We start from the raw sequence: 21,400 nt of genomic DNA on the forward strand, positions 1-21,400 counted from the left end.
GAGCAAGCCCGCTCCCACATTTGGTTCTATGCTCCTTCAGGGGCGGTAGAGGTGGGCATGGCCGGCGCGATACAGCGAGGACTCGCTGAAGCTGTCACTGGCCAGCACCCGGCCTACCAGAATCAGCGCCGTACGCCGAAAGCCCTTGGCCGCGACTTTCCCGGCAATATCGGCCAGGGTGCCGACAGCCCAATCCTGATCCGGCCAGGTCGCCCGATGCACCACGGCAATCGGGCAGTCCGCGCCATAGTGAGGCAACAACTCAGCCACGATCTTCTCCAGGTGATTCACGCCCAGGTGGATCGCCATCGTCGTGCCATGCTGCGCCAGGCTGGCGAACGCTTCACCTGCCGGCATTGCGGTCTTGTCGGCATAACGCGTCAGGATCACGCTTTGAGCGATGTCCGGCAGCGTCAGCTCAGCCTCCAGCAACGCCGCACAGGCCGCCACGGCCGTCACCCCGGGAATGATCTGGAACGCAATCCCCAGCTCGCGCAACACGCGAATCTGCTCGCCGATCGCCCCATACAGACTCGGATCCCCGGAATGCACCCGCGCCACATCCTGGCCTTTTCCGTGGGCGGTCTTGATCAGCTCGATGATCTGCTCCAGATGCAATTCAGCGCTGTTGACCACGACTTCCGCCTGATGGCCCTCAAGCACCGCCGCCGGAACCAGCGAACCGGCATAGATGATCACCGGGCAACTGCGAATCAGCCGCTGGCCCTTGACGGTAATCAGTTCCGGGTCGCCTGGACCTGCGCCGATGAAAAAGACAGTCATGGATATGTTCCTGTGAAAAAAGCACGCGAGCAGGGCTTCAGATGAAGAATGCTCATGATGGAAGCTGATGATTATCGGGAATTCAGCCGGCGCAAGCCAATGCAAAGGTGGCCTGGGCGGTTTTTTGGCGGGTGACCAATAAGGTGGCGGGGCGTCGGGACAGCTGTTCAGCCAACGCCAAGGCAGCACTTTCGGCGATGCCGTAGCAGCCGGTATGGGCAAATACAGTCTCTGACTTATGGCTCAATCGATCTTCGTAAGGCACCAGTTGCGCCGCACTGAAAAACGTCAAAGGCAGTTCCAGCGCCTGGGCGAGTGCGAGCAGCCCCGGCTCATCCTGCTTGCGATCAAGACTGGCCAGCGCGGTAATTCGCTGGCGCTCAATGCCACCCTCGGCAAGGGCGGCATTGAACAGGTCGAGCAGGGCGTCGACAGGACAACCCCGCTGGCAACCCAGGCCAACTGCCAGGATCATGCCGCGTACTGATCATCACGGTTACGGCGGAACAACCAGGCACTGATCAGGCCCAGCGCCAGCCAGAAGGCCACGTTGGTCAGTTGCGAGGCAATCTTGAACTGAGCTTCCAGGGCTTCCGGCGCCAGCATCGAGTGGACTTCCGGCTGTGGCGCGCCGATCACGTGGGGCACCGCCAGGATCGCCACGCCCAGCACTTTCAGCAGCCAGTTGCGACCAAACACGATCAGCGCGATACCGGCCGCGGTGGAGGCCGCAGTGCCGATCCACCAGATTTGCCGTTGTGCCAGGTCTGCCGCAGCGGTACCCGGCAGTTCAGGCGGCAAACCGAGGGTTGGCGCCAGCACGAACGTGGCGTAACCGGCCAGGCCCCAAAGCAGGCCTTGAGCCGTGCGGGTCGGGGCGCGCAGGGTGTACAGGCCGGCAAGCATCAGGGCAAAACCTACCGCGACCACCAAATTGCCGCCCGTGGTAGACAGCACGCGCTGCCAGCCGTCTTCCGGCTCCCAGGCTTCGGCGTCGTGGGTGTGAGCGGCAGCGCCGGCGTGTTCATGCACTTCGGTAGCGGCCGGGGCGTTTTCGTAGGTTTCCGCCTGCAAAATCAGCGGGGCGACCCAAAAGCTTTGCAGCAACGTCAGCAACAAGGCGGCCAGAAGACCGGTGAAACCTGCGGTTTGAGCGATACGCTTGATCATGTCGGCAGGTCTCAGTGGCACGGGAACGCAGCGCTGTGGCGGGTATCGTGGGCGGCGTTGTGCACCGCTTCGATGTGCGAGAAACCGGCGAAATACACCAGGCACGCGCCAAGAATCGACGCACCGATGGCGGCGGTCAGGCGTTGGCTCAAAGTGGCAGTGGTGCTGGCGGTAGAGGCAGTGCTGCTGATGATCGACATGGCGCGTCCCTTCTGGGTTTCAGGGTGACACGAGCGCATGAAAACCCCGCGAGCCAGGCACGCAGGGTTCCGAACAGCGCCCGCCCACCGCGGGTTTGTTATCTGATTTTTTCGGGCCGGTCTCCGGGCTTGCGAGGGGCCTGGGCCTTAAAACATCACCTTCCCATGCCGTACAGGCACAGTGGATTTGATGTTTCACTCGCTTACCGTTGCGGGGGCAGCACCGGACTCGTCACGCCCTTGAGTAAGGGCACATGACTCACCGGTTTCCCGTTTCACCCTGTGAAGGGCACCCGAAACAAGATGTGTAGGAGAGCATGGGCGGGCGATGGGCGTCAAATCGCCGGTTTACTGCCAGCGCTTGAACAGCACACTGGCATTCACGCCACCAAACCCGAACCCGTTGGAAATCGCGTATTCAATCGGCAGCGGCCGGGCCTGGCCACGCACCAGATTCAGCCCGGCGGCGGCCGGGTCCGGGTTGTCCAGGTTGAGGGTGGCCGGGGCTATCTGGTCACGCAGGGCAAGCACGGTGAAGATCGCTTCAATCCCGCCCGCAGCGCCCAACAGATGGCCGGTCGCCGATTTTGTGGCACTGATAGCGACACTCGAATCGGCGCCGAACAGCGTATTGATCGCCGCCAGCTCACCGTTGTCGCCGACAGGTGTGGAGGTGGCATGGGCGTTCAAATGCTGGATCTGTGCCGGGGTGATCCCCGCTTGGGCAATCGCCGCCTCCATTGCACGACGTGCGCCGGAGCCGTCTTCGGGCCCTGAAGTCATGTGATAGGCATCGGCACTGGTGCCGTATCCCACCAGCTCCGCAATCGGCGTCGCGCCCCGGGCCAGCGCATGCTCCAGTTCTTCGATCACCAGTAACCCGGCACCTTCGCCCATCACAAACCCGTCGCGGCCTTGATCAAATGGGCGGGAAGCGAGCGCCGGCGTGTCGTTGTAATCGCTGGACAGCGCCCGCGCCGCGGCAAAGCCGCCCAGGCTGACGCGGTGGATGCAAGCTTCGGCGCCGCCACACACGGCGATGTCGATTTCGCCGGCGCGGATCATGCGCGCGGCATCACCAATGGCTTGTACGCCGGCGGCGCACGCGGTGACGGGGGAGCCAAGCGGGCCTTTCAGCTGATGCTGGATCGACACATGCCCGGCGGCCATGTTGCCGAGGAATGACGGGATCGTGAACGGCGACAGGCGGCGCGGCCCTTTGCTGTCAGCGGTGCGCACCGCCTCGGCAATCGCCGGGAAACCACCGACGCCGGAAGCAATAATCGTCGCGGTGCGTTCTTGCTGGGATGCGGTTTGCGGCGCCCAGCCCGCCTGCGCCAGGGCTTCCTGCGCTGCGGCGAGGGCGAACACGATGAACCGATCCATCTTGCGTTGCTCTTTGGCGGGGATCACGCTGTCGGAGTCAAACCCGGCGTGCGGGTCCTGATCCCGGCCCAGCACCTGGCCGCCAATGCTGATTGCCAAGTCACCGACCAAGGCCTCGGGTAGCCTGCGGATCCCGGATTCACCTGCCAACAGGCGTTTCCAGGTCTGCTCCACGCCGGTTGCCAGCGGGGTGACTGCACCCATGCCGGTCACAACAATTCGCTTATTCATGATCGCTTAGCTCCGCCATTTCAGTTTGGTAGCAATGCTGCGACGAAACTATCATTATGAAAGTAACATCGAACAGCTTAAATTTTCGGGGCCGCCCCACAGAGGAACTGCAATGCAACGTAAGTCACTGGTAAATGCCGAATGCCCGGTAGCCCGTGGAGTGGAAAGGGTAGGCGAGTGGTGGAGCATCCTGATCATGCGCGATGCGCTGCAAGGCTTGCGGCGCTTTGACGAGTTCTCCCAGAGCCTGGAGATTGCCCCCAACATGCTCACGCGCCGGCTTAACAGCCTGGTGGATGCCGGCCTGCTGGAGCGCCGGCAATACAGCGAGCGGCCGCCGCGTTTCGAGTACGTGCCGACGCCGGTGGGCGAGGATTTCCGGGTGGTGATCATGGCGTTTATCGGCTGGGGCAACCGCCACTTCGCCACCGAAGGTGAAAGCCTGCAGTTGGTCGACCGGGAAACCCGGCGCCCAGTGGAAGTGGCGGTGGTGGAAGCCGGTAGCGGGGCGCGTGTGCCCGTTGAACAATGCAGCGTGCAAGCCGGGCCGGCAGCGAGCGAGGGCATGCTGGAGCGCCTGGCGCTGCTTCGCGCCAAGCGCTCGGACATTGACCCGTCCCCGCGCACTGCGTAGCCTTGCACGTTCGAGGTTCTTCGGCCCAGGCCGAAGCTAAGAAGGGAACGCGGTCGATGCCGCGGCTGCCCCCGCAACTGTAAAGGGTTTATCTGACTGCCACGCCACTGCCTGAACAAGGCGGGAAGGCGCAGCCAGCGCCGGCCACACCGTCGGCAAGCCCCAAGCCAGGAGACCTGCCTCGCAACCGATTTTCTACTTCAACCGGGCGGGGTGATCCGGTGGCGAATTCTGCTTCTGCGCACCCGCGCAGGGCCACTCGTCCCGTATGCCCGCCCCAAAGGGCATCCGATGAAAACACTGGCCAAACTCCCCGTCACCATCGTTACCGGCTTCCTCGGCTCGGGCAAGACCACCTTGCTGCGCCACATGCTGGACAACGCCCAGGGGCGCCGCATTGCGGTGATCGTCAACGAGTTCGGCGAGCTGGGCATTGACGGTGAAATCCTCAAGCAATGCTCCATCGGCTGCACCGAGGAAGAAGCCAACGGCCGCGTCTACGAGCTGGCCAACGGCTGCCTGTGCTGCACCGTCCAGGAAGAGTTCTTCCCGGTGATGCGCGAACTGGTGGCCCGTCGCGGCGACCTCGACCATATCCTCATCGAAACTTCAGGCCTGGCCCTGCCAAAACCGTTGGTCCAGGCGTTCCAGTGGCCGGAAATCCGCAGTGCCTGCACCGTTGACGCGGTGATCACCGTGGTCGACAGCCCGGCTGTGGCCGCTGGCACTTTCGCCGCTTTCCCGGACCAGGTTGACGCTCAGCGCAAACTCGACCCGAACCTGGACCACGAATCCCCACTGCACGAGCTGTTCGCCGACCAACTGGCCAGCGCCGACTTGGTGATCCTCAACAAGTGCGACCTGATCAGCCCTGAAGACCTGGCCCGTGTGCGCCTGGAAGTGGCTGAAGAGCTGCCGCCCGCGGTAAAAATCATCGAAGCCAGCAGCGGTCGCCTGCCGCTGGACGTGCTGATCGGCTTGGGCGCTGGCTCCGAAGAGCACATCGACGGTCGCCACAGCCACCATGATCATCACCACGAAGGTGAAGACGACCACGACCACGACGCCTTCGATTCGATCTCCATCGAACTGCCCCAGGCAGACGAAAGCCTGCTGCTCGACGCCCTGACCCAACTGGTGGTCCAGCACGGCATCCTGCGGGTCAAGGGTTTCGCGGCGATCCCGAACAAGCCGATGCGCCTGCTGATCCAGGGCGTGGGCACGCGTTTCGACAAGCACTTCGACCGCGCCTGGCGCGCCGATGAGCCGCGCGCCACGCACCTGGTGCTGATCGGCCAGGAACTGGACGCCGCCTTGCTCGAAGCGCAATTGCGCGCTGCCCTCAGCGTTTAAATCATGCACCTGCTCAGGACCCAGCCCGGCGGTTTCGTCTCGGATGACAACATTGCCGACCTTGGCCAAACCCCCGCCGAGCTGGTGATCCTGTGCAGCGGTGACTCCAGCCTGGCGCTGCTGGCAGAAGCGGCCCAGCAGTTGCCCGAGGATTACCCGAGCCTGCGCCTGGCCAACCCGATGCAGGTGCAGAACCACGCCTCGGTCGACTTGTACGTGGACGAGGTACTGCGCCACGCCAAGGTCATCCTGATTTCGCTGCACGGCGGTATCGGCTATTGGCGGTACGGTATCGAGCGCCTCGTTGAGCTGGCCGAGCGCGGTGTGCAGCTGATCCTGGTGCCGGGGGATGATCGCCCGGACCCGGAACTCAGTGGCCTGAGTACCGTGGGCGTGGAGGAGCGTGACCGGCTTTGGCACTTCCTGCGCCAGGGCGGCCTGGGCAATGCGCTGGATTTCTATCGTTGCCTGGCGGCCGGCTACCTGGGCCGCGATTACGCCTGGGACGAGCCACAAACCCTGCCGCGTACCGCGATTTATCACCCGCACAAAGCCAATGCCCGTCTCAACGATTGGCAAGCCGACTGGCAACCTGGTGTTCCGGTGGCGGCGGTGCTGTTCTACCGCTCCCATTTGCAGGCGGCCAATACCGGTTTTATCGATGTGTTTTGCCAGCGCTTGCAGGCGGCGGGCCTTAATCCGTTGCCGATGGCGGTGGCCAGTTTGAAAGAACCCGGCTGCCTGACGGTGGTCGAGGACCTGCTGGACGAAGTGCACGCCTCGGTGATTCTCAACACCACCGGCTTTGCCCAATCCAGCCCCGAAGCGCCGCACCTGCGGCCGTTTCGCCGCAACATCCCGGTGATCCAGGCGATTTGCGCCCAGGACAACGAGCCCGGCTGGCAGGCCAGCGAACAAGGCCTCGGCCCGCGCGACCTGGCGATGCACATTGCCTTGCCGGAACTGGACGGGCGCATCATCAGCCGGCCCATCAGCTTCAAGGACCTGGCCTGGCGCAGCGAGCGCAGTCAGTCGGATGTCGTGTGCTACCGCGCGCAGCCTGAGCGTATGGACTTTGTCGCCGAGCTTGCGCGGCGCTGGGTCGATCTGGCGCGGGTACCGAATGGCGAAAAGCGTATCGCGCTGATCCTCGCCAACTACCCGACCCGGGACGGACGTATCGGCAATGGTGTGGGGCTGGACACGCCGGCCGCCGCGCTGAATATCCTGCGGGCCTTGAAGATCGAAGGTTATCCGTTGCCGGACGTGCTGCCGGAGAGCGGCACGGCGTTGATTCAGGAGCTGTTGGGCGGCGTCAGCAATGACCTCGACAGCCTTGACCTGCGTCCCTGTCATCAAAGCCTCGCGCTCGATGACTATGAAGCGATGTTCAACCGCTTGCCCGAATCCAATCGCCAGGCGGTGTTGGCACGCTGGGGCACGCCCCATAACGACCCGATGTTCCGCGACGGCCGCATGATGATCGCCGGCCTGCGCTTTGGCCTGACCTTCGTTGGCATCCAGCCAGCCCGGGGTTATCAAGTGGACGCCAGCGCGGTTTATCACGATCCCGACCTGGTGCCGCCCCATGGCTACCTGGCGTTCTACTTCTGGTTGCGCCAGACCTACGGCGCCCACGGCGTGATCCACGTCGGCAAGCACGGCAACCTGGAGTGGCTGCCGGGCAAGGGCGTCGGGCTTTCGGAAAATTGCTGGCCTGACGCACTGCTGGGGCCGTTGCCGAACATCTCCCCGTTTATCGTCAACGACCCGGGCGAGGGCGCCCAGGCCAAGCGCCGTACACAGGCGGTGATCATCGACCACCTGATGCCGCCGCTGACGCGCGCCGAAACCTACGGGCCGCTGCGCGACCTGGAGCTGTTGGCCGACGAATATTATGAAGCCCAACTGCTCGACCCACGGCGCGCCCGCGAGCTGCAAAAAGATATCCTCAAGCTGGTGCGGGAAACCCGTATCGACCAAGAGTTGGCTCTCGACGAAAACCTCGACAACGATGCCGACGCCGCCATCTGGCTGCCACGCCTGGACACTTACCTGTGTGACTTGAAGGAGTCGCAGATTCGCGATGGCCTGCACATCTTCGGTGAGTCGCCCGAGGGCCGGTTGCGCATCGACACCTTGCTGGCGTTGCTGCGCATTCCGCGTGGCGATGGTCGTGGGCCGCAGTCGAGCCTGCTGCGGGTACTGGCCAAGGCCTTTGAGTTGGGCTTCGACCCGCTGGATTGTGCCCTGGCCGAGCCGTGGACCGGGCGTCGTCCCGAGGTGTTGCAGAAGATCGATACGCAATTGTGGCGCACCGCAGGCGACACCCGCGAACGCCTCGAACTGTACGCCGCCCGCCTGATCGAGCAGGCGCTGGAAGGGCCGGTGGAGCAGCTTGAAGAGCGCGGCTGGGAAGACGTCAAGTCGGTGATCGAGAGCTTGCGCATCGTCGTCGCGCCGCGCCTGGATGCTTGCGGCCCGGCGGAAATGCGTGGCTTGCTGGATGCCCTGAGCGGGCGTTTCGTGCCGGCTGGCCCCAGTGGCGCGCCGAGCCGGGGCCGTCTGGACGTACTGCCTACCGGGCGTAACTTTTTCTCGGTGGATGTGCGCAATCTGCCGACCACCACCGCGTGGCGCATCGGCTTCCAGTCGGCGAACCTGATTCTTGAGCGTCACCTGCAAGACCACGGCGACCACCTGCGCCAACTCGGCCTGTCGGTGTGGGGCACTGCCACCATGCGCACCGGCGGCGACGACATCGCCCAGGCCATGGCGCTGATGGGCGTGCGCCCGGTGTGGGCCACGGGCAGCCAGCGGGTGGATGACTTTGAAATCCTGCCGATCAGCCTGCTGGACCGGCCACGAGTGGATGTGACGTTGCGCGTGTCGGGGTTCTTCCGCGATGCGTTCGCCAACCTGATCCGCCTGTTCGACGCGGCGGTGCAAGCCGTGGCCGCGCTGGACGAGCCCGACGACCTGAACCCGCTGGCGGCCAAGGTGCGCAGCGAGCGTGAGGCCTTGCGCCTGTCGGGCCTGGACGAGGAGGCCGCCGCGAAACAGGCGGGCTGGCGGATCTTCGGCGCCAAGCCCGGTGCCTACGGTGCCGGTGTGCAGGGCGCAATCGACGGGCGCCTGTGGCAGAGCCGTGAAGACCTGGCCGAGGTTTACCTGAACTGGGGCGGCTACGCCTATGGCGGCTCCGATGACGGCACCGCCGCCCGCGAACAGTTTGCCCAGCGCTTGAGCCAGGTGCAGGCGGTGTTGCAGAACCAGGACAACCGCGAGCATGACTTGCTCGACTCTAATGATTACTACCAATTCCAGGGCGGTATGCTTGCCGCCGTGGAAACCCTGAGCGGCGACAAGGCCGCCAGCTATCATGGCGACCACAGCCAGCCGGACCTGCCGAAGGTCCGCACACTGAAGGAAGAGTTGAACCGGGTGATTCGTGCCCGGGCGGCCAACCCGAAGTGGATCGAAGGGGTGAAGCGCCACGGCTACAAAGGCGCGTTCGAGATGGCGGCCACCGTGGACAATCTGTTCGCGTTCGACGCCACCACCGCGCTGATCGACGATCATCAGTACGCGTTGCTGGCCGACGCCTATCTGCTCGACCCGGACACCCGGGCCTTTGTGCAGCAGCACAACCCGGATGCCCTGCGGGACATGACCGAGCGCATGCTCGAAGCCCAGCAGCGCGGCCTGTGGCAGGAGCCCGGGGCGTACCGTGAGGCGTTGGAAAACCTGTTGTTGGATATAGAAGAAGGCAGTTGATGACCGACCTCCCGCATTTCCCGCTGTCTGCCGTTGTCGGCGCCGATGACCTGAAACTGGCCCTGTGCCTGACCGCCATCGACCCGAAAATTGGCGGCGTGCTGATCGAAGGCCCGCGCGGCATGGCCAAGTCCACCCTGGCGCGCGGCCTGGCAGACCTGCTCGCCAGTGGTCAGTTCGTCACGCTGCCCTTGGGCGCTACCGAGGAACGGCTGGTGGGTACCCTCGATCTGGACGCGGCGCTCGGCGAGGGCCGCGCACAGTTTTCCCCGGGCGTGCTGGCCAAGGCTGACGGTGGCGTGCTCTATGTCGATGAAGTCAACTTGCTGCCCGACCATCTGGTGGACCTGCTGCTGGACGTGGCCGCCAGCGGCACCAACCTGATCGAGCGCGACGGGATTTCCCACCGGCATTCGGCGCGCTTTGTGTTGATCGGCACCATGAACCCGGAAGAGGGCGAGTTGCGCCCGCAATTGCTCGACCGGTTTGGTTTCAACGTGGCGCTGAGCGGGCACACCCAGCCCGCCGAGCGTGGGCAGATCATCCGTCGCCGCCTGGATTTCGACAACGATCCCCAGGGTTTCTGCGAGCAATGGGCCGATCAGCAGGCCGCGTTGCGCGAGCGCTGCACCCAGGCACGGGCGCTGTTGGAGAGCATCCCGCTGGATGACCAGGCGCTGGCGCAGATTACCGAGCGCTGCTTTGCCGCTGGTGTGGACGGCTTGCGCGCAGACCTGGTCTGGCTGCGTGGCGCCCGTGCCCATGCGGCTTGGCGGGGCGCTACGGCCATCAGCGAAGAAGATATCGAAGCCGTCGCGGAATTTGCCCTGCGCCATCGCCGCCAGGAGCAATCCCCGCCTGCAACGCCGCCCGCTGGCGGTCAATCACCCAAGCCCAATGATGCACCTGAAGGCCAGGGCCAATGGGGCGACATGCCCGCACCCGCACTGCCGACAGGCGCTCGCCGAGCCGTGCCCACCTGGCCAAAAAAGCCCTAGGCATTCGCCCCAAGCCTGATGCGGGGGCGGATGCGCGGCCCAAGGCGGGTCGACTGAACAAGGGCCGGCGAGGCCAGGCGCGCAGCGCGGCGCAAGGTTCGATCAACTGGCCGGGCACGCTGCTCGGCGGGCGACCGCAACGCCGTGAAGACCTGTTGTATCAACTGCGCAGCCGCACGCCCCATGAGCTGTGGCTGGTAATTGTCGATGCATCGGCCTCCACCCGGCGGCATCAGTCGTTGAGCGATGCCAAGGGGTTGCTGGCCCAGCTGTTTGACGATGCCTATCGGCAGCGGGCGCGCATGGCGTTGCTCACTGCGAGCGGGCAGTCGCCGAAATGGCAGGTGCAGGGATTAAAGGCAGCCAAGGGGCTCAATCACTGGCTTGATGGCCTCGGCGCAGGCGGCGGCACGCCATTGTTGGCAGCGCTGAACGAAGCGGGGCAGTGGTTGGCGGCCAGACACACGCGTTATCCGGCGGAGCAGCAGCGGTTGCTGGTGATCACCGATGGACGGCTGAAGGATGTGACGGGGCTGCCGCCACTGGGCTGCCCGGGCTTGCTGGTGGACATCGAGCGCGGCCCGATTCGGTTGGGGCGCGCGAGGCAGCTGGCTACGGAGTTACAGATTGATTATCGGCATATCGATAACCTGTAAGCGCCGGCACATTCGGCCAGAGATCCGCCACCAGGAACAAGCGTTCGGCCTCTTCCCACTCGCCTTCGCTGTTTTCCACCAGGCGCACCAGCAATTGAGCGGGCGCCATGGGGTCCAGTTCGGTTAGCCAGTGCTGCATCCGGGCCGCGTCCCAGGCTTCGTCCGCCGGGTAGTGTGCCGGCGCCAGCCACGCGTGGCGGGGCAGCGGTTGCCAGCGACCGGCGGGGCTTTGTTCGATAAACCTCGACCAGTCGCGCTGATGCAGCCAGCGCCCATTTAAATGCTGCGGATGCGCGCCCACCGGCGCGTGCGCCATGCCGGGCCAGGGGTAGAGCAAATACCCGCCCAGCCATAGATGGGCATCAAAGTCCTGGATATCCAGGGCCGCCAGCACTTCACGGCTCTCCGGCCGGGCGGAGATCGGCAGTTGATGCTGGGCCAGATGGGCCAGCTTGCGGTCCAGCCGGTCGTGGCAGCCCGGGCCCAGCCATTGGGCGGCGTCCCGGCCGTCGCCGTCCTGGGGGCCGAGGTAGAGTTTGATCGCCAGTTCCAGATGGTGCACGCCGTCTCGGTCACGCAGCAGCATGTCGAGCTCGCCCAGGGTATGCCCGGCCTGGCGGATCGGCAGGTTGGCCGCGAGCAATTCCACGCCCGGCGCATGCTGCACAGCAAATTGCCACAACCGTTCGTAATACAACCCCAGCCGCCGGGTGCGTGCCTGGCTCAGCCAGTGCAGCAGGGCGCTGCTGTCCCGGTCCAGTTGGCGCAGCCAGTGCTCCAGCAAATGCGGGGCCTGCACCCAGTCGCTGCCGGTCAGCGGGTGACGTTGCGGCCAGGGCGTTTGCGCGAGCATCGGCGGGGCGAGCATCACCCACGCGAGGTCGCGCACCTCGGGGTGACGCAGTTGGCGGGGCAAGTGCTGTAAATCAGGGAACAGGGTCATGGTCCGAGCATAGCCTTTTACAGCCGGGAAGGGGGCTGAGAACCGTTGTCGTCTGGGGTTTGCGGCGACAAAGGATTTTGTGTAACGCCGGCTTTCGCCCATAATCGTTCTTTTTTGCAGAACCCGAACCCCGCAGGAGCCCCATGGAGCAATTTCGCAATATCGGCATTATCGGTCGCCTGGGCAGTACCCAGGTGTTGGACACCGTCCGCCGGCTGAAAAAGTTTCTGCTCGAGCGCCACCTGCATGTGATCCTCGAAGACACCATCGCTGAAATCCTCCCGGGCCACGGCCTGCAAACCTCGTCGCGCAAAATGCTCGGTGAAGTCTGCGACATGGTGATCGTGGTGGGCGGCGACGGCAGCCTGCTGGGCGCCGCCCGTGCGCTGGCGCGGCATAACGTGCCGGTGCTGGGGATCAACCGTGGGAGCCTGGGGTTCCTCACCGATATTCGCCCCGACGAGCTGGAAGTCGAAGTGGCCAAGGTGCTGGACGGTCACTACCTGGTGGAAAACCGTTTCCTGCTGCAGGCTGAAGTGCGCCGCCACGGTGAAGCCATCGGCCAGGGCGATGCCCTCAACGACGTGGTGCTGCACCCTGGCAAATCGACGCGGATGATCGAGTTCGAGCTGTACATCGACGGCCAGTTCGTGTGCAGCCAGAAGGCCGACGGCCTGATCGTCGCCACACCGACCGGCTCTACCGCGTACGCGCTGTCTGCCGGCGGGCCGATCATGCATCCCAAGCTGGATGCCATTGTGATCGTGCCGATGTACCCCCATATGTTGTCCAGCAGACCGATTGTGGTCGACGGCAACAGTGAGTTGAAAATCGTGGTCTCCAAAGACATGCAGATCTACCCGCAAGTCTCCTGCGACGGGCAGAACCATTTCACCTGCGCCCCCGGTGACACCATCACCGTGAGCAAAAAGGCGCAGAAGCTGCGGTTGATCCATCCGCTGGACCACAACTACTACGAAGTGTGCCGGACCAAGCTGGGCTGGGGCAGCCGCTTGGGGGGTGGAGGCGACTGATGCTCGATCCCGCGCGTAGCTACGACCTGATTGGTGACGTGCACGGTTGCGCTCATACCCTTGAGCACTTGCTCGACCAATTGGGTTACCACAAGCAGGGCGGCACCTGGCGCCACCCGTCGCGAATGGCCGTGTTCCTCGGCGATATCATCGACCGCGGGCCGCGTATCCGCGAGGCGCTGCACATCGTCCACGACATGACCGAGGCCGGCCAGGCGCTGTGCATCATGGGTAACCATGAGTTCAACGCGCTGGGCTGGAGCACGCCGGCCACCCCGGGCAGCGGCAAGCAATTCGTGCGCGAGCACACGCCACGCCATGCGCGGTTGATCCAGGAAACCCTGACCCAGTTCGAACAGCACCCGGCGGACTGGCACGACTTCCTCGGCTGGTTCTACGAGATGCCGCTGTTTGTCGATGCCGGGCGGTTCCGCGTGGTGCACGCGTGCTGGGACAACTGCTTTATCGAACCCCTGCGCGCGCATTTCCCGGACGGCTGCATCGACCAGCACTTCCTGCAAGCCGCCGCCGTGCCCGGCAGTTTCGCCAGCAATGCCTTCGACCGCCTGCTGCGCGGCACCGACATGCGCCTGCCGGACGGCCTGACCCTGACCGGTGGCGACGGCCTGACGCGCTCGTTTTTCCGCACCAAATTCTGGGAAGACGACCCGAAGACCTACGGCGACATCGTGTTCCAGCCCGATGCGCTTCCGGAGCCGGTGGCCGCCACGCCACTCTCGTCCAGCGAGAAAAATTCCCTGCTGCGCTATGGCGTCGACGAACCGTTGCTGTTCGTCGGCCACTACTGGCGCAGCGGCAAACCGGCGCCGATCCGCCCGAACCTGGCCTGTCTGGACTACAGCGCAGTGCTGTACGGCAAGCTGGTGGCCTACCGGCTGGATCAGGAAACCCGCCTGGACCCGCGTAAATTCGTTTGGGTCGACGTCGAGCGCCCTGAGGTTATTTCATGAGTACCGTGGCTGTTTTACGTTTGCCGCTGGCGGTGGATTTGAGTGGTTTCGTCAAACTGCTGCAACGCATGCAAGTGCCCCATCGCGTGAGCGAGGAAGCCGGGGAACAGGTGTTGTGGGTGCCCGATGCCATCAGTGAAGACGTGAAGGTCTTGTACCAGCGTTTTCCTGCCGGGGACCCGGACCAGCAACTGGATATTCCGGACCAGGCACCGCCGGCCCGGCGCCCCGGGTTTGTCCAGCAGTTGCGCCACAGCCCGGTCACCGGGCTGGTGCTGCTGCTGAGCATCATTGTCGGTGCGGTCACGCTGTTGGGGGATAACCTGCAGGCGATGAGCTGGCTGACTTTCCTGCCGTTCAGCGTGGTCGGTGAGTACATCCGTTTTACGCCATTGACCGACAGCCTGGCGTCCGGGCAGTGGTGGCGTTTGGTCACGCCGATGCTGATCCACTTCGGCATCCTGCACCTGGCCATGAACGGCATGTGGTACTGGGAGCTGGGGCGGCGTATCGAGCTGCGCCAGGGCAGTGTCAACCTGCTGGGCCTGACGCTGTTGTTCAGCCTGGTGTCCAACTACGCTCAATATTATTTTGGTGGTCCCGGCCTGTTTGGCGGGTTGTCCGGCGTGCTGTACGGCTTGCTCGGGCATTGCTGGATCTATCAATTGTTGTCGCCCAATCCGGTGTATCGCCTGCCTCGCGGGGTGTTGGTGATGATGCTGGTGTGGCTGGTGCTCTGCCTGTCGGGCCTGGTCTCGATGATCGGCTTCGGCGAAATCGCCAACGCGGCCCACGTGGGCGGCCTGGTGATCGGGTGCCTGACCGGCTTGCTGGGTGGCTTGTACAGCCGCCGCAAAATGTCTCCTATTTAGTTAAGGAAGAGTCTTATGTCCTCTTTTGTCGAAATGATCGAAAACATCACCCCGGACATCTACGAGAGCCTCAAGCTCGCCGTGGAAATCGGCAAATGGTCCGATGGCCGCAAGCTCACCGCCGAGCAGCGTGAACTGTCGCTGCAGGCGGTGATCGCCTGGGAACTGCAGAACCTGCCGGAAGACCAGCGCACCGGCTACATGGGCCCGCAGGAATGCGCCTCGAAGTCGGCACCGGTGCCGAACATCCTGTTCAAGTCGGATGCCATCCATTGATTGAGATTGGCCGTGGTGCAGTCAGCAAAATGTCGGCGCAGTTGGGTGAGTCGACCGTTCAATACGCGTTTCGCCTCGGCGACACCGAGGTGCCGGTCAACCCGTTGATCGGCACCACCGTGCGCCTGGAATACCTCGGCGCGATTCATTGCACCCATTGCGGTCGCAAGACCAAGACCAGTTTCAGCCAGGGTTACTGCTACCCGTGCATGACCAAACTGGCCCAGTGCGACCTGTGCATCATGAGCCCCGAGCGCTGCCATTACGACGCTGGCACCTGCCGCGATCCGGCCTGGGGTGAAAAATTCTGCATGACCGACCACGTGGTGTACCTGGCGAATTCGTCGGGGATCAAGGTCGGCATCACGCGCGCCAGCCAGTTGCCAACCCGCTGGCTGGACCAGGGCGCCAGCCAGGCGCTGCCGATCATGCGTGTTGCCACGCGCCAGCAATCGGGTTTCGTCGAAGACCTGTTCCGCAGCCAGGTGGCCGACAAGACCAACTGGCGCGCGCTGCTCAAGGGCGATGCCCAGGCAGTCGACCTTGCGCAGGTGCGCGATGAACTGTTCGCCAGCTGTGCCGAAGGCTTGCTCGGTTTGCAGGAACGCTTTGGCCTGCAGGCCATCCAACCGGTGACCGACATCGAACCGATCGAAATCCGCTACCCGATCGAGCACTATCCGACCAAGATCGTCAGCTTCAACCTGGACAAGAACCCGATTGCCGAAGGCACGCTGATGGGGATCAAGGGCCAATACCTGATCTTCGACACCGGCGTGATCAACATTCGTAAATACACGGCCTACCAGCTCGCCGTGCATCAGTAGAAGGACGACAGACATGCGCACCGAACAGCCGAAGATGATTTACCTGAAGGACTATCAGGCGCCGGACTACCTGATCGACGAGACGCACCTGACCTTCGAGTTGTTCGAGGACCACAGCCTGGTCCACGCGCAACTGGTGATGCGCCGCAACCCCGAGCGCGGCGCCGGCTTGCCGCCGCTGGTGCTGGACGGGCAACAGCTTGAGCTGGTGTCGGTAAACCTGGCCGATCAGGAACTGACCGACGCAGACTATCAGTTGAGCGACAGCCACCTGACCGTGCACCCCACCAGCGCGACCTTCACCCTCGACACCACGGTGAAGATCCACCCGGAAACCAACACCGCCCTGGAAGGCCTGTACAAATCCGGCGGCATGTTCTGCACCCAGTGCGAGGCCGAAGGCTTCCGCAAGATCACCTATTACCTCGACCGCCCGGACGTGATGAGCGTCTTCACCACCACGGTGATCGCCGAACAACACAGCTACCCGGTGCTGCTGTCCAACGGCAACCCGATTGCGTCCGGCCCCGGCGAAGACGGCCGGCACTGGGCGACCTGGGAAGACCCGTTCAAGAAACCGGCTTACCTGTTCGCACTGGTGGCCGGTGATTTGTGGTGCGTTGAAGACACTTTCACCACCATGACCGAGCGCACCGTGGCGCTGCGCATTTATGTCGAGCCAGAAAATATCGACAAGTGCCAGCACGCCATGAACAGTCTGAAGAAGTCCATGCGCTGGGACGAAGAAGTCTATGGCCGTGAGTACGACCTCGACATTTTCATGATCGTCGCGGTCAACGACTTCAACATGGGCGCCATGGAGAACAAGGGCCTCAACATCTTCAACTCCAGCGCCGTGCTGGCCCGTGCCGAAACCGCCACCGACGCCGCTCACCAGCGTGTCGAGGCGATCGTCGCCCACGAATACTTCCACAACTGGTCGGGCAACCGCGTGACCTGCCGCGACTGGTTCCAGTTGTCGCTGAAGGAAGGCTTCACGGTGTTCCGTGATTCGCAATTCTCTGCCGACATGAACTCGGCGACGGTCAAGCGTATCCAGGACGTGGCCTACTTGCGCACGCACCAGTTCGCCGAAGACGCCGGTCCCATGGCTCACGCCGTACGTCCGGACGGCTTTATCGAAATCTCCAACTTCTACACCCTGACCGTGTACGAAAAGGGCTCGGAAGTCGTCCGCATGATCCAAACCCTGCTCGGCGCCGAAGGCTTCCGCAAGGGCAGCGACCTGTACTTCGAACGCCACGACGGCCAGGCCGTGACCTGCGATGACTTTATCAAGGCCATGGAAGACGCTAACGGCGCCGACCTGACCCAGTTCAAGCGCTGGTACAGCCAAGCCGGCACGCCACGCCTGGCGGTGAGCGAGTCCTACGACGCAGTCGCAAAAACCTACAGCCTGACCTTCCGTCAAAGCTGCCCGGAAACCCCGGATAAGGTGGAAAAACTGCCGTTCGTGATTCCGGTCGAACTGGGCCTGCTGGACGGGAAGGGCGCGGGTATCGCCCTGCGCCTGGCCGGCGAAGCGACGGCTGGCGCCACGTCCCGGGTGATCTCGGTGACCGAAGCTGAACAGACCTTCACCTTTGTCGACATCGCCGAACACCCGCTGCCTTCGCTGCTGCGTGGCTTCTCGGCACCGGTGAAGCTGAGCTTCCCGTACAACCGTGACCAACTGATGTTCCTGATGCAGCACGACAGCGATGGTTTCAATCGCTGGGACGCCGGCCAGCAACTGTCGGTGCAGGTGTTGCAGGAACTGATCGCCCAGCATCAGCGGGGTGAGGCGCTGGCGCTGGATCAGCGCCTGATCACCGCGCTGCGCACGGTGCTCAGCGACCAGAGCCTGGACCAGGCGATGGTTGCCGAGATGCTCTCGCTGCCGAGCGAGGCCTACCTGACTGAAATCAGCGAAGTCGCGGATGTCGACGCCATCCACGCGGCCCGCGAGTTTGCCCGCGAGCAACTGGCGGATCACCTGTTCGAAGGCCTGTGGCTGCGTTACCAGGCCAATCGCGACCTGTCGAAGAAAACCCCGTACGTGGCCGAGGCGGAACACTTTGCCCGTCGCGCCCTGCAGAACATCGCACTGTCGTACCTGATGCTCAGCGGCAAGCCTGAAGTACTGGCGGCGACCCTTGAGCAGTTTGACGCGTGCGACAACATGACCGAGCGCCTCACCGCCCTGGCGGTGTTGGTCAACTCGCCGTTCGAAGAAGAGAAGGCCAAGGCCCTGGCGGTGTTTGCCGAGAACTTCAAGGACAACCCGCTGGTCATGGACCAGTGGTTCAGCGTGCAGGCCGGCAGCGGTTTGCCGGGCGCGCTGGAGCGGGTCAAGACGTTGATGCAGCACCCGGCGTTCAACATCAAGAACCCGAACAAGGTGCGGGCATTGGTGGGCGCGTTTGCCGGGCAGAACCTGATCAACTTCCATGCGGCCGATGGCTCGGGTTACCGCTTCCTGGCGGACCTGGTGATCCAGTTGAACGGCTTCAACCCGCAGATTGCCTCGCGGCAGTTGGCGCCGTTGACCCGCTGGCGCAAGTACGACAGCGCCCGGCAGGCGCTGATGAAGGGTGAGCTGGAGCGGATTCGCGCTTCGGGCGAGCTGTCCAGTGATGTGTTTGAGGTGGTGAGCAAGAGCCTCGCGTAACTGAGGCGATTGTTTACTGAAGGCCGAACACCGTCCTGTGGTGAGGGTGCTTGCCTCTGGTGAGGGGACTTGCCTCTGGTGAGGGGACTTGCCTGTGGTGAGAGGGCTTGTCTGTGGTGAGGGGGCTTGCCTGTGGTGAGAGGGCTTGTCTGTGGTGAGGGGGCTTGTCCCCCGCTGGAGTGCGCAGCGCTCCCGCTTTTTTTGGGGGCCGCTACGCAGCCCAACGGGGAGCAAGCCCCTCACCACAACTGGCCTTAGATAACCGGCGGCCAGCGCAAGTCTTGGGCGTCATCACCGGCGTATCGCGGGAAGCGCTCGGCGATCATCTCGTGGGGCACACCCAGCGCAATCGCGCTGGCAGCGTCCAGGCGGGCCACTTGCTCGGCCGAAAGTTGCACCGTCAGCGCACCCAGGGTGCCATCCAGTTGCTCGCGGGTGCGCGGCCCCAGGATCGGGATCAGCGCGGTGGTCGAACGACGGGCTTTTTCCCGCAGCCAGGCGATGGCGATGTGAGTCGGCGTGGCATTCAGTTCGCCGGCAACCGCCAGCAGGGTGTCGAGCACGGCGGTTTCCCGTGCACTTTTCTCGGCGTGAACCAAAATCCCCAGCTTGCTGGCACGGGTATCGTCCTGGCTGTTGCGGTACTTGCCGGTGAGGAAGCCACCGCCCAGGGGCGACCATAACGTGGCGGCCAGGCCCAGCGCTTCGGCCATGGGCAGCAGCTCACGGTCGGCGGTGCGTTCGGCCAGGCTGTATTCCGTCTGGATCGCCACCAGCGGCGCAAAGCCGCGCACTTCGGCGAGCAGGTCGGCGCGGGCAATGCGCCAGGCCGGGAAGTTCGACAAGCCGGCGTAGTGGATCTTGCCGGCACGCACCAGGTCATCAAAGCCCCGCAGGATTTCTTCCATCGGCGTGACGTTGTCGCTGATATGGGCCCAGAACAGGTCAATGTGATCGGTGTTCAGGCGTTTCAGGCTTTCTTCGACGGCGCGCACCATGTTCTTGCGGTTATTGCCGAGCTTGAGGGTGCCTTCGTCTTGCGGCTGGGTGCGCAGGGTGTACTTGGTCGCGATCACCAGGCGGTCCCGTTCCGAGGCAATGAACTCGCCGAGCAGCACTTCCGATTGGCCGAACTGGTAGCCGTTGGCGGTATCCAGGAAATTACCGCCGGCTTCCAGGTAACCGTCGTAGATCCGCTTGGACTCTTCGCGCTCGGCGCCATGGCCCCAACCCGTGCCGAAGTTGGCGGTGCCCAAGGCCAGCTCTGAAACCCGCAGGCCGCTACGACGGCCGAAGACTTTATTGCGCATACGAGAACTCCTGACGCTGTGATTGATTTAAATGTTTATCAACATCTATTTAATATGATGTGAGTCATATTTTTCGTCAAGCGGCTTTTTTGCGGGCTGAAGGGAAGGGCGCTTGCTCCTGACACTTTCTGACAGAGGCCTCTGCTAAGCTGCGCGACTTTCCTTTTTCGAGCGTGATCAACGTGTCGCGTACCAGTCGTCTGCTGACCTTGTTGCAAGTCCTGCGGGGCAAAAAACGCCCGGTGACCGCCGCCGTGCTGGCAGCGGAGCTGGAGATATCCGAACGCACCCTGTACCGCGACATGGCCGAGCTGACCGCCCTGGGCGCGCCGATCTACGGCGAGGCGGGCGTGGGCTACGTGCTGCGTGCAGGGCTGTTCCTGCCGCCGCTGATGCTCAATGCCGACGAGACCGAGGCCATCGTGCTGGGCTTGCGGTATGTCGATCAGCGTGGCGACGAAGTGTTGAGCCAGGCGGCTGCCAACGCGCTGGCAAAGATTGCGGATGTGCTCGACCCGGCCGCGCAGGAAGCGTTGCGCAATCCCACGTTGCTGCCGGGCCCGCCAGGCTTCGGCTACCCGGAAAATCGCGTGCCGCTGAATGTGTTTCGCGAAGCCATTCGCGGCCAGGCCAAACTGCATATCGACTACGCGGATGCGAGCCAGACCGCCAGCCAACGCTTGATCTGGCCCCTGGCCCTGGGCTTTCTCAACGAAGTGCGGGTGATCGTCGCGTGGTGCGAGTTGCGCGGTGCCTATCGCACCTTCCGCACCGACCGTGTGGCCGCTGCGCGCCTGCAAGGCGAGCGTTATCCGGGGCGGCGCAGTGACTGGTTGCGGGGCTGGCGCAAGCTGATGGAACAGAACGAATCCGGGCCATTCACTCCTGACAAGAACTGACACAACGCTGCTTTAGCATGGCTCCATAAATCACTAACAAGGAGCTGTCACCATGTCCCAACCCATCCCTGAACTGGCCCCGGCGATCGCGACCTACATTGCCGCCGCGAATACCGGCGACACCTCGCTGGTGGTCGACTGCTTTGCCGAGGATGCCAACGTGTTCGACGAAGGTGAGCACCAGGTCGGTACCGCCGCCATTGCCCGCTGGATGGAAGACACCGGGCGCCGTTATCAGCCCAAGGTCCAGGTGCTCAATGTGCAGCACCGCACGGGCAAGGTGCTGGTCAGCAACCTGATCACCGGCAGCTTTCCCGGCAGCCCGCTGGAGCTGCGCTATACCTTCCGCCTCAATGAGCAGGGCAAGATTTCCCGATTGGACATTTCCCTGTAGCCGTCATGGCATACT

At 63.6% G+C, this 21,400-nt stretch carries 20 protein-coding genes and 2 riboswitches; of the genes, 13 read left to right on the top strand and 7 right to left on the bottom strand.

The genetic code is table 11. The features are described from left to right. Positions 1–36: 36 nt before the first annotated feature. From cobM to fabF, 5 genes are all read right to left on the bottom strand, one after another. Positions 37–783, bottom strand: a complete 747-nt coding sequence (cobM, locus tag HKK54_RS24640) for a precorrin-4 C(11)-methyltransferase (RefSeq protein WP_169388130.1) — start codon at positions 781–783, stop codon at positions 37–39. Between the two features lie 82 nt (positions 784–865). Then, positions 866–1,258, bottom strand: a complete 393-nt coding sequence (locus HKK54_RS24645) for a cobalamin biosynthesis protein (protein ID WP_169388131.1) — start codon at positions 1,256–1,258, stop codon at positions 866–868. Further along, positions 1,255–1,953: a CbtA family protein gene (locus HKK54_RS24650; protein ID WP_169388132.1), complete on the bottom strand. Its 699-nt coding sequence runs from the start codon at positions 1,951–1,953 to the stop codon at positions 1,255–1,257. The genes HKK54_RS24645 and HKK54_RS24650 overlap by 4 nt, the downstream gene beginning before the upstream one ends. Before the next feature lie 11 nt (positions 1,954–1,964). Then, positions 1,965–2,153, bottom strand: coding sequence for a CbtB domain-containing protein (locus tag HKK54_RS24655; protein ID WP_003217883.1), 189 nt, complete (start codon positions 2,151–2,153; stop codon positions 1,965–1,967). Positions 2,154–2,250: 97 nt separating this feature from the next. Next, a riboswitch (cobalamin riboswitch) is annotated at positions 2,251–2,465 on the bottom strand. Positions 2,466–2,501: 36 nt separating this feature from the next. Continuing rightward, positions 2,502–3,770: a beta-ketoacyl-ACP synthase II gene (gene fabF, locus HKK54_RS24660; RefSeq protein ID WP_169388133.1), complete on the bottom strand. Its 1,269-nt coding sequence runs from the start codon at positions 3,768–3,770 to the stop codon at positions 2,502–2,504. A 112-nt stretch (positions 3,771–3,882) separates the two neighbouring features. On the opposite strand from fabF, the gene HKK54_RS24665 reads away from it, so the two are divergent. The 5 genes from HKK54_RS24665 (at position 3,883) to HKK54_RS24685 (ending at position 11,188) form a co-directional block, all read left to right on the top strand. Further along, positions 3,883–4,404 (top strand): winged helix-turn-helix transcriptional regulator, encoded by a 522-nt coding sequence (locus tag HKK54_RS24665; protein WP_169388134.1) that lies wholly within the window; start codon positions 3,883–3,885, stop codon positions 4,402–4,404. Then, positions 4,401–4,602: riboswitch (cobalamin riboswitch) on the top strand. It overlaps the preceding gene by 4 nt. 93 nt (positions 4,603–4,695) lie before the next feature. Further along, positions 4,696–5,757 (top strand): cobalamin biosynthesis protein CobW, encoded by a 1,062-nt coding sequence (cobW, locus tag HKK54_RS24670; RefSeq protein ID WP_169388135.1) that lies wholly within the window; start codon positions 4,696–4,698, stop codon positions 5,755–5,757. 3 nt (positions 5,758–5,760) lie between these two features. Next, positions 5,761–9,534 (top strand): cobaltochelatase subunit CobN, encoded by a 3,774-nt coding sequence (gene cobN, locus HKK54_RS24675; RefSeq protein WP_169388136.1) that lies wholly within the window; start codon positions 5,761–5,763, stop codon positions 9,532–9,534. Then, entirely contained in the window at positions 9,534–10,532 is a 999-nt protein-coding gene (locus HKK54_RS24680; protein ID WP_010172977.1) for an ATP-binding protein, read from the top strand. Before cobN ends, HKK54_RS24680 begins: the two co-directional genes overlap by 1 nt. Continuing rightward, positions 10,457–11,188 (top strand): VWA domain-containing protein, encoded by a 732-nt coding sequence (locus tag HKK54_RS24685; RefSeq protein ID WP_010172975.1) that lies wholly within the window; start codon positions 10,457–10,459, stop codon positions 11,186–11,188. Before HKK54_RS24680 ends, HKK54_RS24685 begins: the two co-directional genes overlap by 76 nt. Here the strand turns inward: HKK54_RS24685 and HKK54_RS24690 are convergent. Further along, positions 11,145–12,131: a DUF1853 family protein gene (locus tag HKK54_RS24690; RefSeq protein ID WP_169388137.1), complete on the bottom strand. Its 987-nt coding sequence runs from the start codon at positions 12,129–12,131 to the stop codon at positions 11,145–11,147. The two genes, HKK54_RS24685 and HKK54_RS24690, sit on opposite strands and share 44 nt — an antisense overlap. Positions 12,132–12,274: 143 nt before the next feature. On the opposite strand from HKK54_RS24690, the gene HKK54_RS24695 reads away from it, so the two are divergent. The 6 genes from HKK54_RS24695 to pepN are packed head-to-tail and all read left to right on the top strand — an operon-like array spanning position 12,275 to position 18,782. Beyond that, positions 12,275–13,165 carry an NAD(+) kinase gene (locus tag HKK54_RS24695; RefSeq protein ID WP_003217892.1) on the top strand — a complete coding sequence of 297 codons (891 nt, stop codon included), beginning with the start codon at positions 12,275–12,277 and terminating at the stop codon, positions 13,163–13,165. Then, the gene (locus HKK54_RS24700; RefSeq protein WP_169389343.1) at positions 13,162–14,136 is read left to right on the top strand and encodes a metallophosphoesterase; all 975 of its coding nucleotides are present in this window, start codon (positions 13,162–13,164) and stop codon (positions 14,134–14,136) included. The genes HKK54_RS24695 and HKK54_RS24700 overlap by 4 nt, the downstream gene beginning before the upstream one ends. Then, positions 14,133–15,008, top strand: a complete 876-nt coding sequence (locus HKK54_RS24705) for a rhomboid family intramembrane serine protease (RefSeq protein ID WP_169388138.1) — start codon at positions 14,133–14,135, stop codon at positions 15,006–15,008. Before HKK54_RS24700 ends, HKK54_RS24705 begins: the two co-directional genes overlap by 4 nt. Before the next feature lie 15 nt (positions 15,009–15,023). Then, the gene (locus HKK54_RS24710) at positions 15,024–15,284 is read left to right on the top strand and encodes a YeaC family protein (protein WP_003217900.1); all 261 of its coding nucleotides are present in this window, start codon (positions 15,024–15,026) and stop codon (positions 15,282–15,284) included. After that, complete coding sequence (locus tag HKK54_RS24715) at positions 15,281–16,111, top strand: DUF2797 domain-containing protein (protein ID WP_178121040.1); 831 nt, start codon at positions 15,281–15,283, stop codon at positions 16,109–16,111. Before HKK54_RS24710 ends, HKK54_RS24715 begins: the two co-directional genes overlap by 4 nt. Positions 16,112–16,124: 13 nt before the next feature. Next, positions 16,125–18,782, top strand: coding sequence for an aminopeptidase N (pepN, locus tag HKK54_RS24720; protein ID WP_169388140.1), 2,658 nt, complete (start codon positions 16,125–16,127; stop codon positions 18,780–18,782). A gap of 254 nt (positions 18,783–19,036) precedes the next feature. Here pepN and HKK54_RS24725 read toward each other — a convergent pair whose 3' ends face one another. Continuing rightward, positions 19,037–20,092, bottom strand: coding sequence for an aldo/keto reductase (locus tag HKK54_RS24725; RefSeq protein WP_169388141.1), 1,056 nt, complete (start codon positions 20,090–20,092; stop codon positions 19,037–19,039). Between the two features lie 182 nt (positions 20,093–20,274). On the opposite strand from HKK54_RS24725, the gene HKK54_RS24730 reads away from it, so the two are divergent. After that, positions 20,275–20,991: a helix-turn-helix transcriptional regulator gene (locus tag HKK54_RS24730; protein WP_029616002.1), complete on the top strand. Its 717-nt coding sequence runs from the start codon at positions 20,275–20,277 to the stop codon at positions 20,989–20,991. Between the two features lie 52 nt (positions 20,992–21,043). Continuing rightward, complete coding sequence (locus HKK54_RS24735; protein WP_010172953.1) at positions 21,044–21,385, top strand: nuclear transport factor 2 family protein; 342 nt, start codon at positions 21,044–21,046, stop codon at positions 21,383–21,385. Positions 21,386–21,400 lie beyond the last annotated feature (15 nt).

It is taken from the genome of Pseudomonas sp. ADAK13, from assembly GCF_012935715.1.
Taxonomy (GTDB): domain Bacteria; phylum Pseudomonadota; class Gammaproteobacteria; order Pseudomonadales; family Pseudomonadaceae; genus Aquipseudomonas.

Excerpts from the sequence above, each read along its gene's own strand:
- cobM (WP_169388130.1), bottom strand. The coding sequence starts at position 783 with ATGACTGTCTTTTTCATCGGCGCAGGTCCAGGCGACCCGGAACTGATT.
- HKK54_RS24650 (WP_169388132.1), bottom strand. The coding sequence starts at position 1,953 with ATGATCAAGCGTATCGCTCAAACCGCAGGTTTCACCGGTCTTCTGGCC.
- HKK54_RS24695 (WP_003217892.1), top strand. The coding sequence starts at position 12,275 with ATGGAGCAATTTCGCAATATCGGCATTATCGGTCGCCTGGGCAGTACC.
- HKK54_RS24710 (WP_003217900.1), top strand. The coding sequence starts at position 15,024 with ATGTCCTCTTTTGTCGAAATGATCGAAAACATCACCCCGGACATCTAC.
- cobW (WP_169388135.1), top strand. The coding sequence starts at position 4,696 with ATGAAAACACTGGCCAAACTCCCCGTCACCATCGTTACCGGCTTCCTC.
- HKK54_RS24685 (WP_010172975.1), top strand. The coding sequence starts at position 10,457 with ATGGGGCGACATGCCCGCACCCGCACTGCCGACAGGCGCTCGCCGAGC.
- pepN (WP_169388140.1), top strand. The coding sequence starts at position 16,125 with ATGCGCACCGAACAGCCGAAGATGATTTACCTGAAGGACTATCAGGCG.
- HKK54_RS24725 (WP_169388141.1), bottom strand. The coding sequence starts at position 20,092 with ATGCGCAATAAAGTCTTCGGCCGTCGTAGCGGCCTGCGGGTTTCAGAG.
- HKK54_RS24690 (WP_169388137.1), bottom strand. The coding sequence starts at position 12,131 with ATGACCCTGTTCCCTGATTTACAGCACTTGCCCCGCCAACTGCGTCAC.
- HKK54_RS24655 (WP_003217883.1), bottom strand. The coding sequence starts at position 2,153 with ATGTCGATCATCAGCAGCACTGCCTCTACCGCCAGCACCACTGCCACT.
- HKK54_RS24680 (WP_010172977.1), top strand. The coding sequence starts at position 9,534 with ATGACCGACCTCCCGCATTTCCCGCTGTCTGCCGTTGTCGGCGCCGAT.
- fabF (WP_169388133.1), bottom strand. The coding sequence starts at position 3,770 with ATGAATAAGCGAATTGTTGTGACCGGCATGGGTGCAGTCACCCCGCTG.
- HKK54_RS24705 (WP_169388138.1), top strand. The coding sequence starts at position 14,133 with ATGAGTACCGTGGCTGTTTTACGTTTGCCGCTGGCGGTGGATTTGAGT.
- cobN (WP_169388136.1), top strand. The coding sequence starts at position 5,761 with ATGCACCTGCTCAGGACCCAGCCCGGCGGTTTCGTCTCGGATGACAAC.
- HKK54_RS24735 (WP_010172953.1), top strand. The coding sequence starts at position 21,044 with ATGTCCCAACCCATCCCTGAACTGGCCCCGGCGATCGCGACCTACATT.
- HKK54_RS24645 (WP_169388131.1), bottom strand. The coding sequence starts at position 1,258 with ATGATCCTGGCAGTTGGCCTGGGTTGCCAGCGGGGTTGTCCTGTCGAC.
- HKK54_RS24665 (WP_169388134.1), top strand. The coding sequence starts at position 3,883 with ATGCAACGTAAGTCACTGGTAAATGCCGAATGCCCGGTAGCCCGTGGA.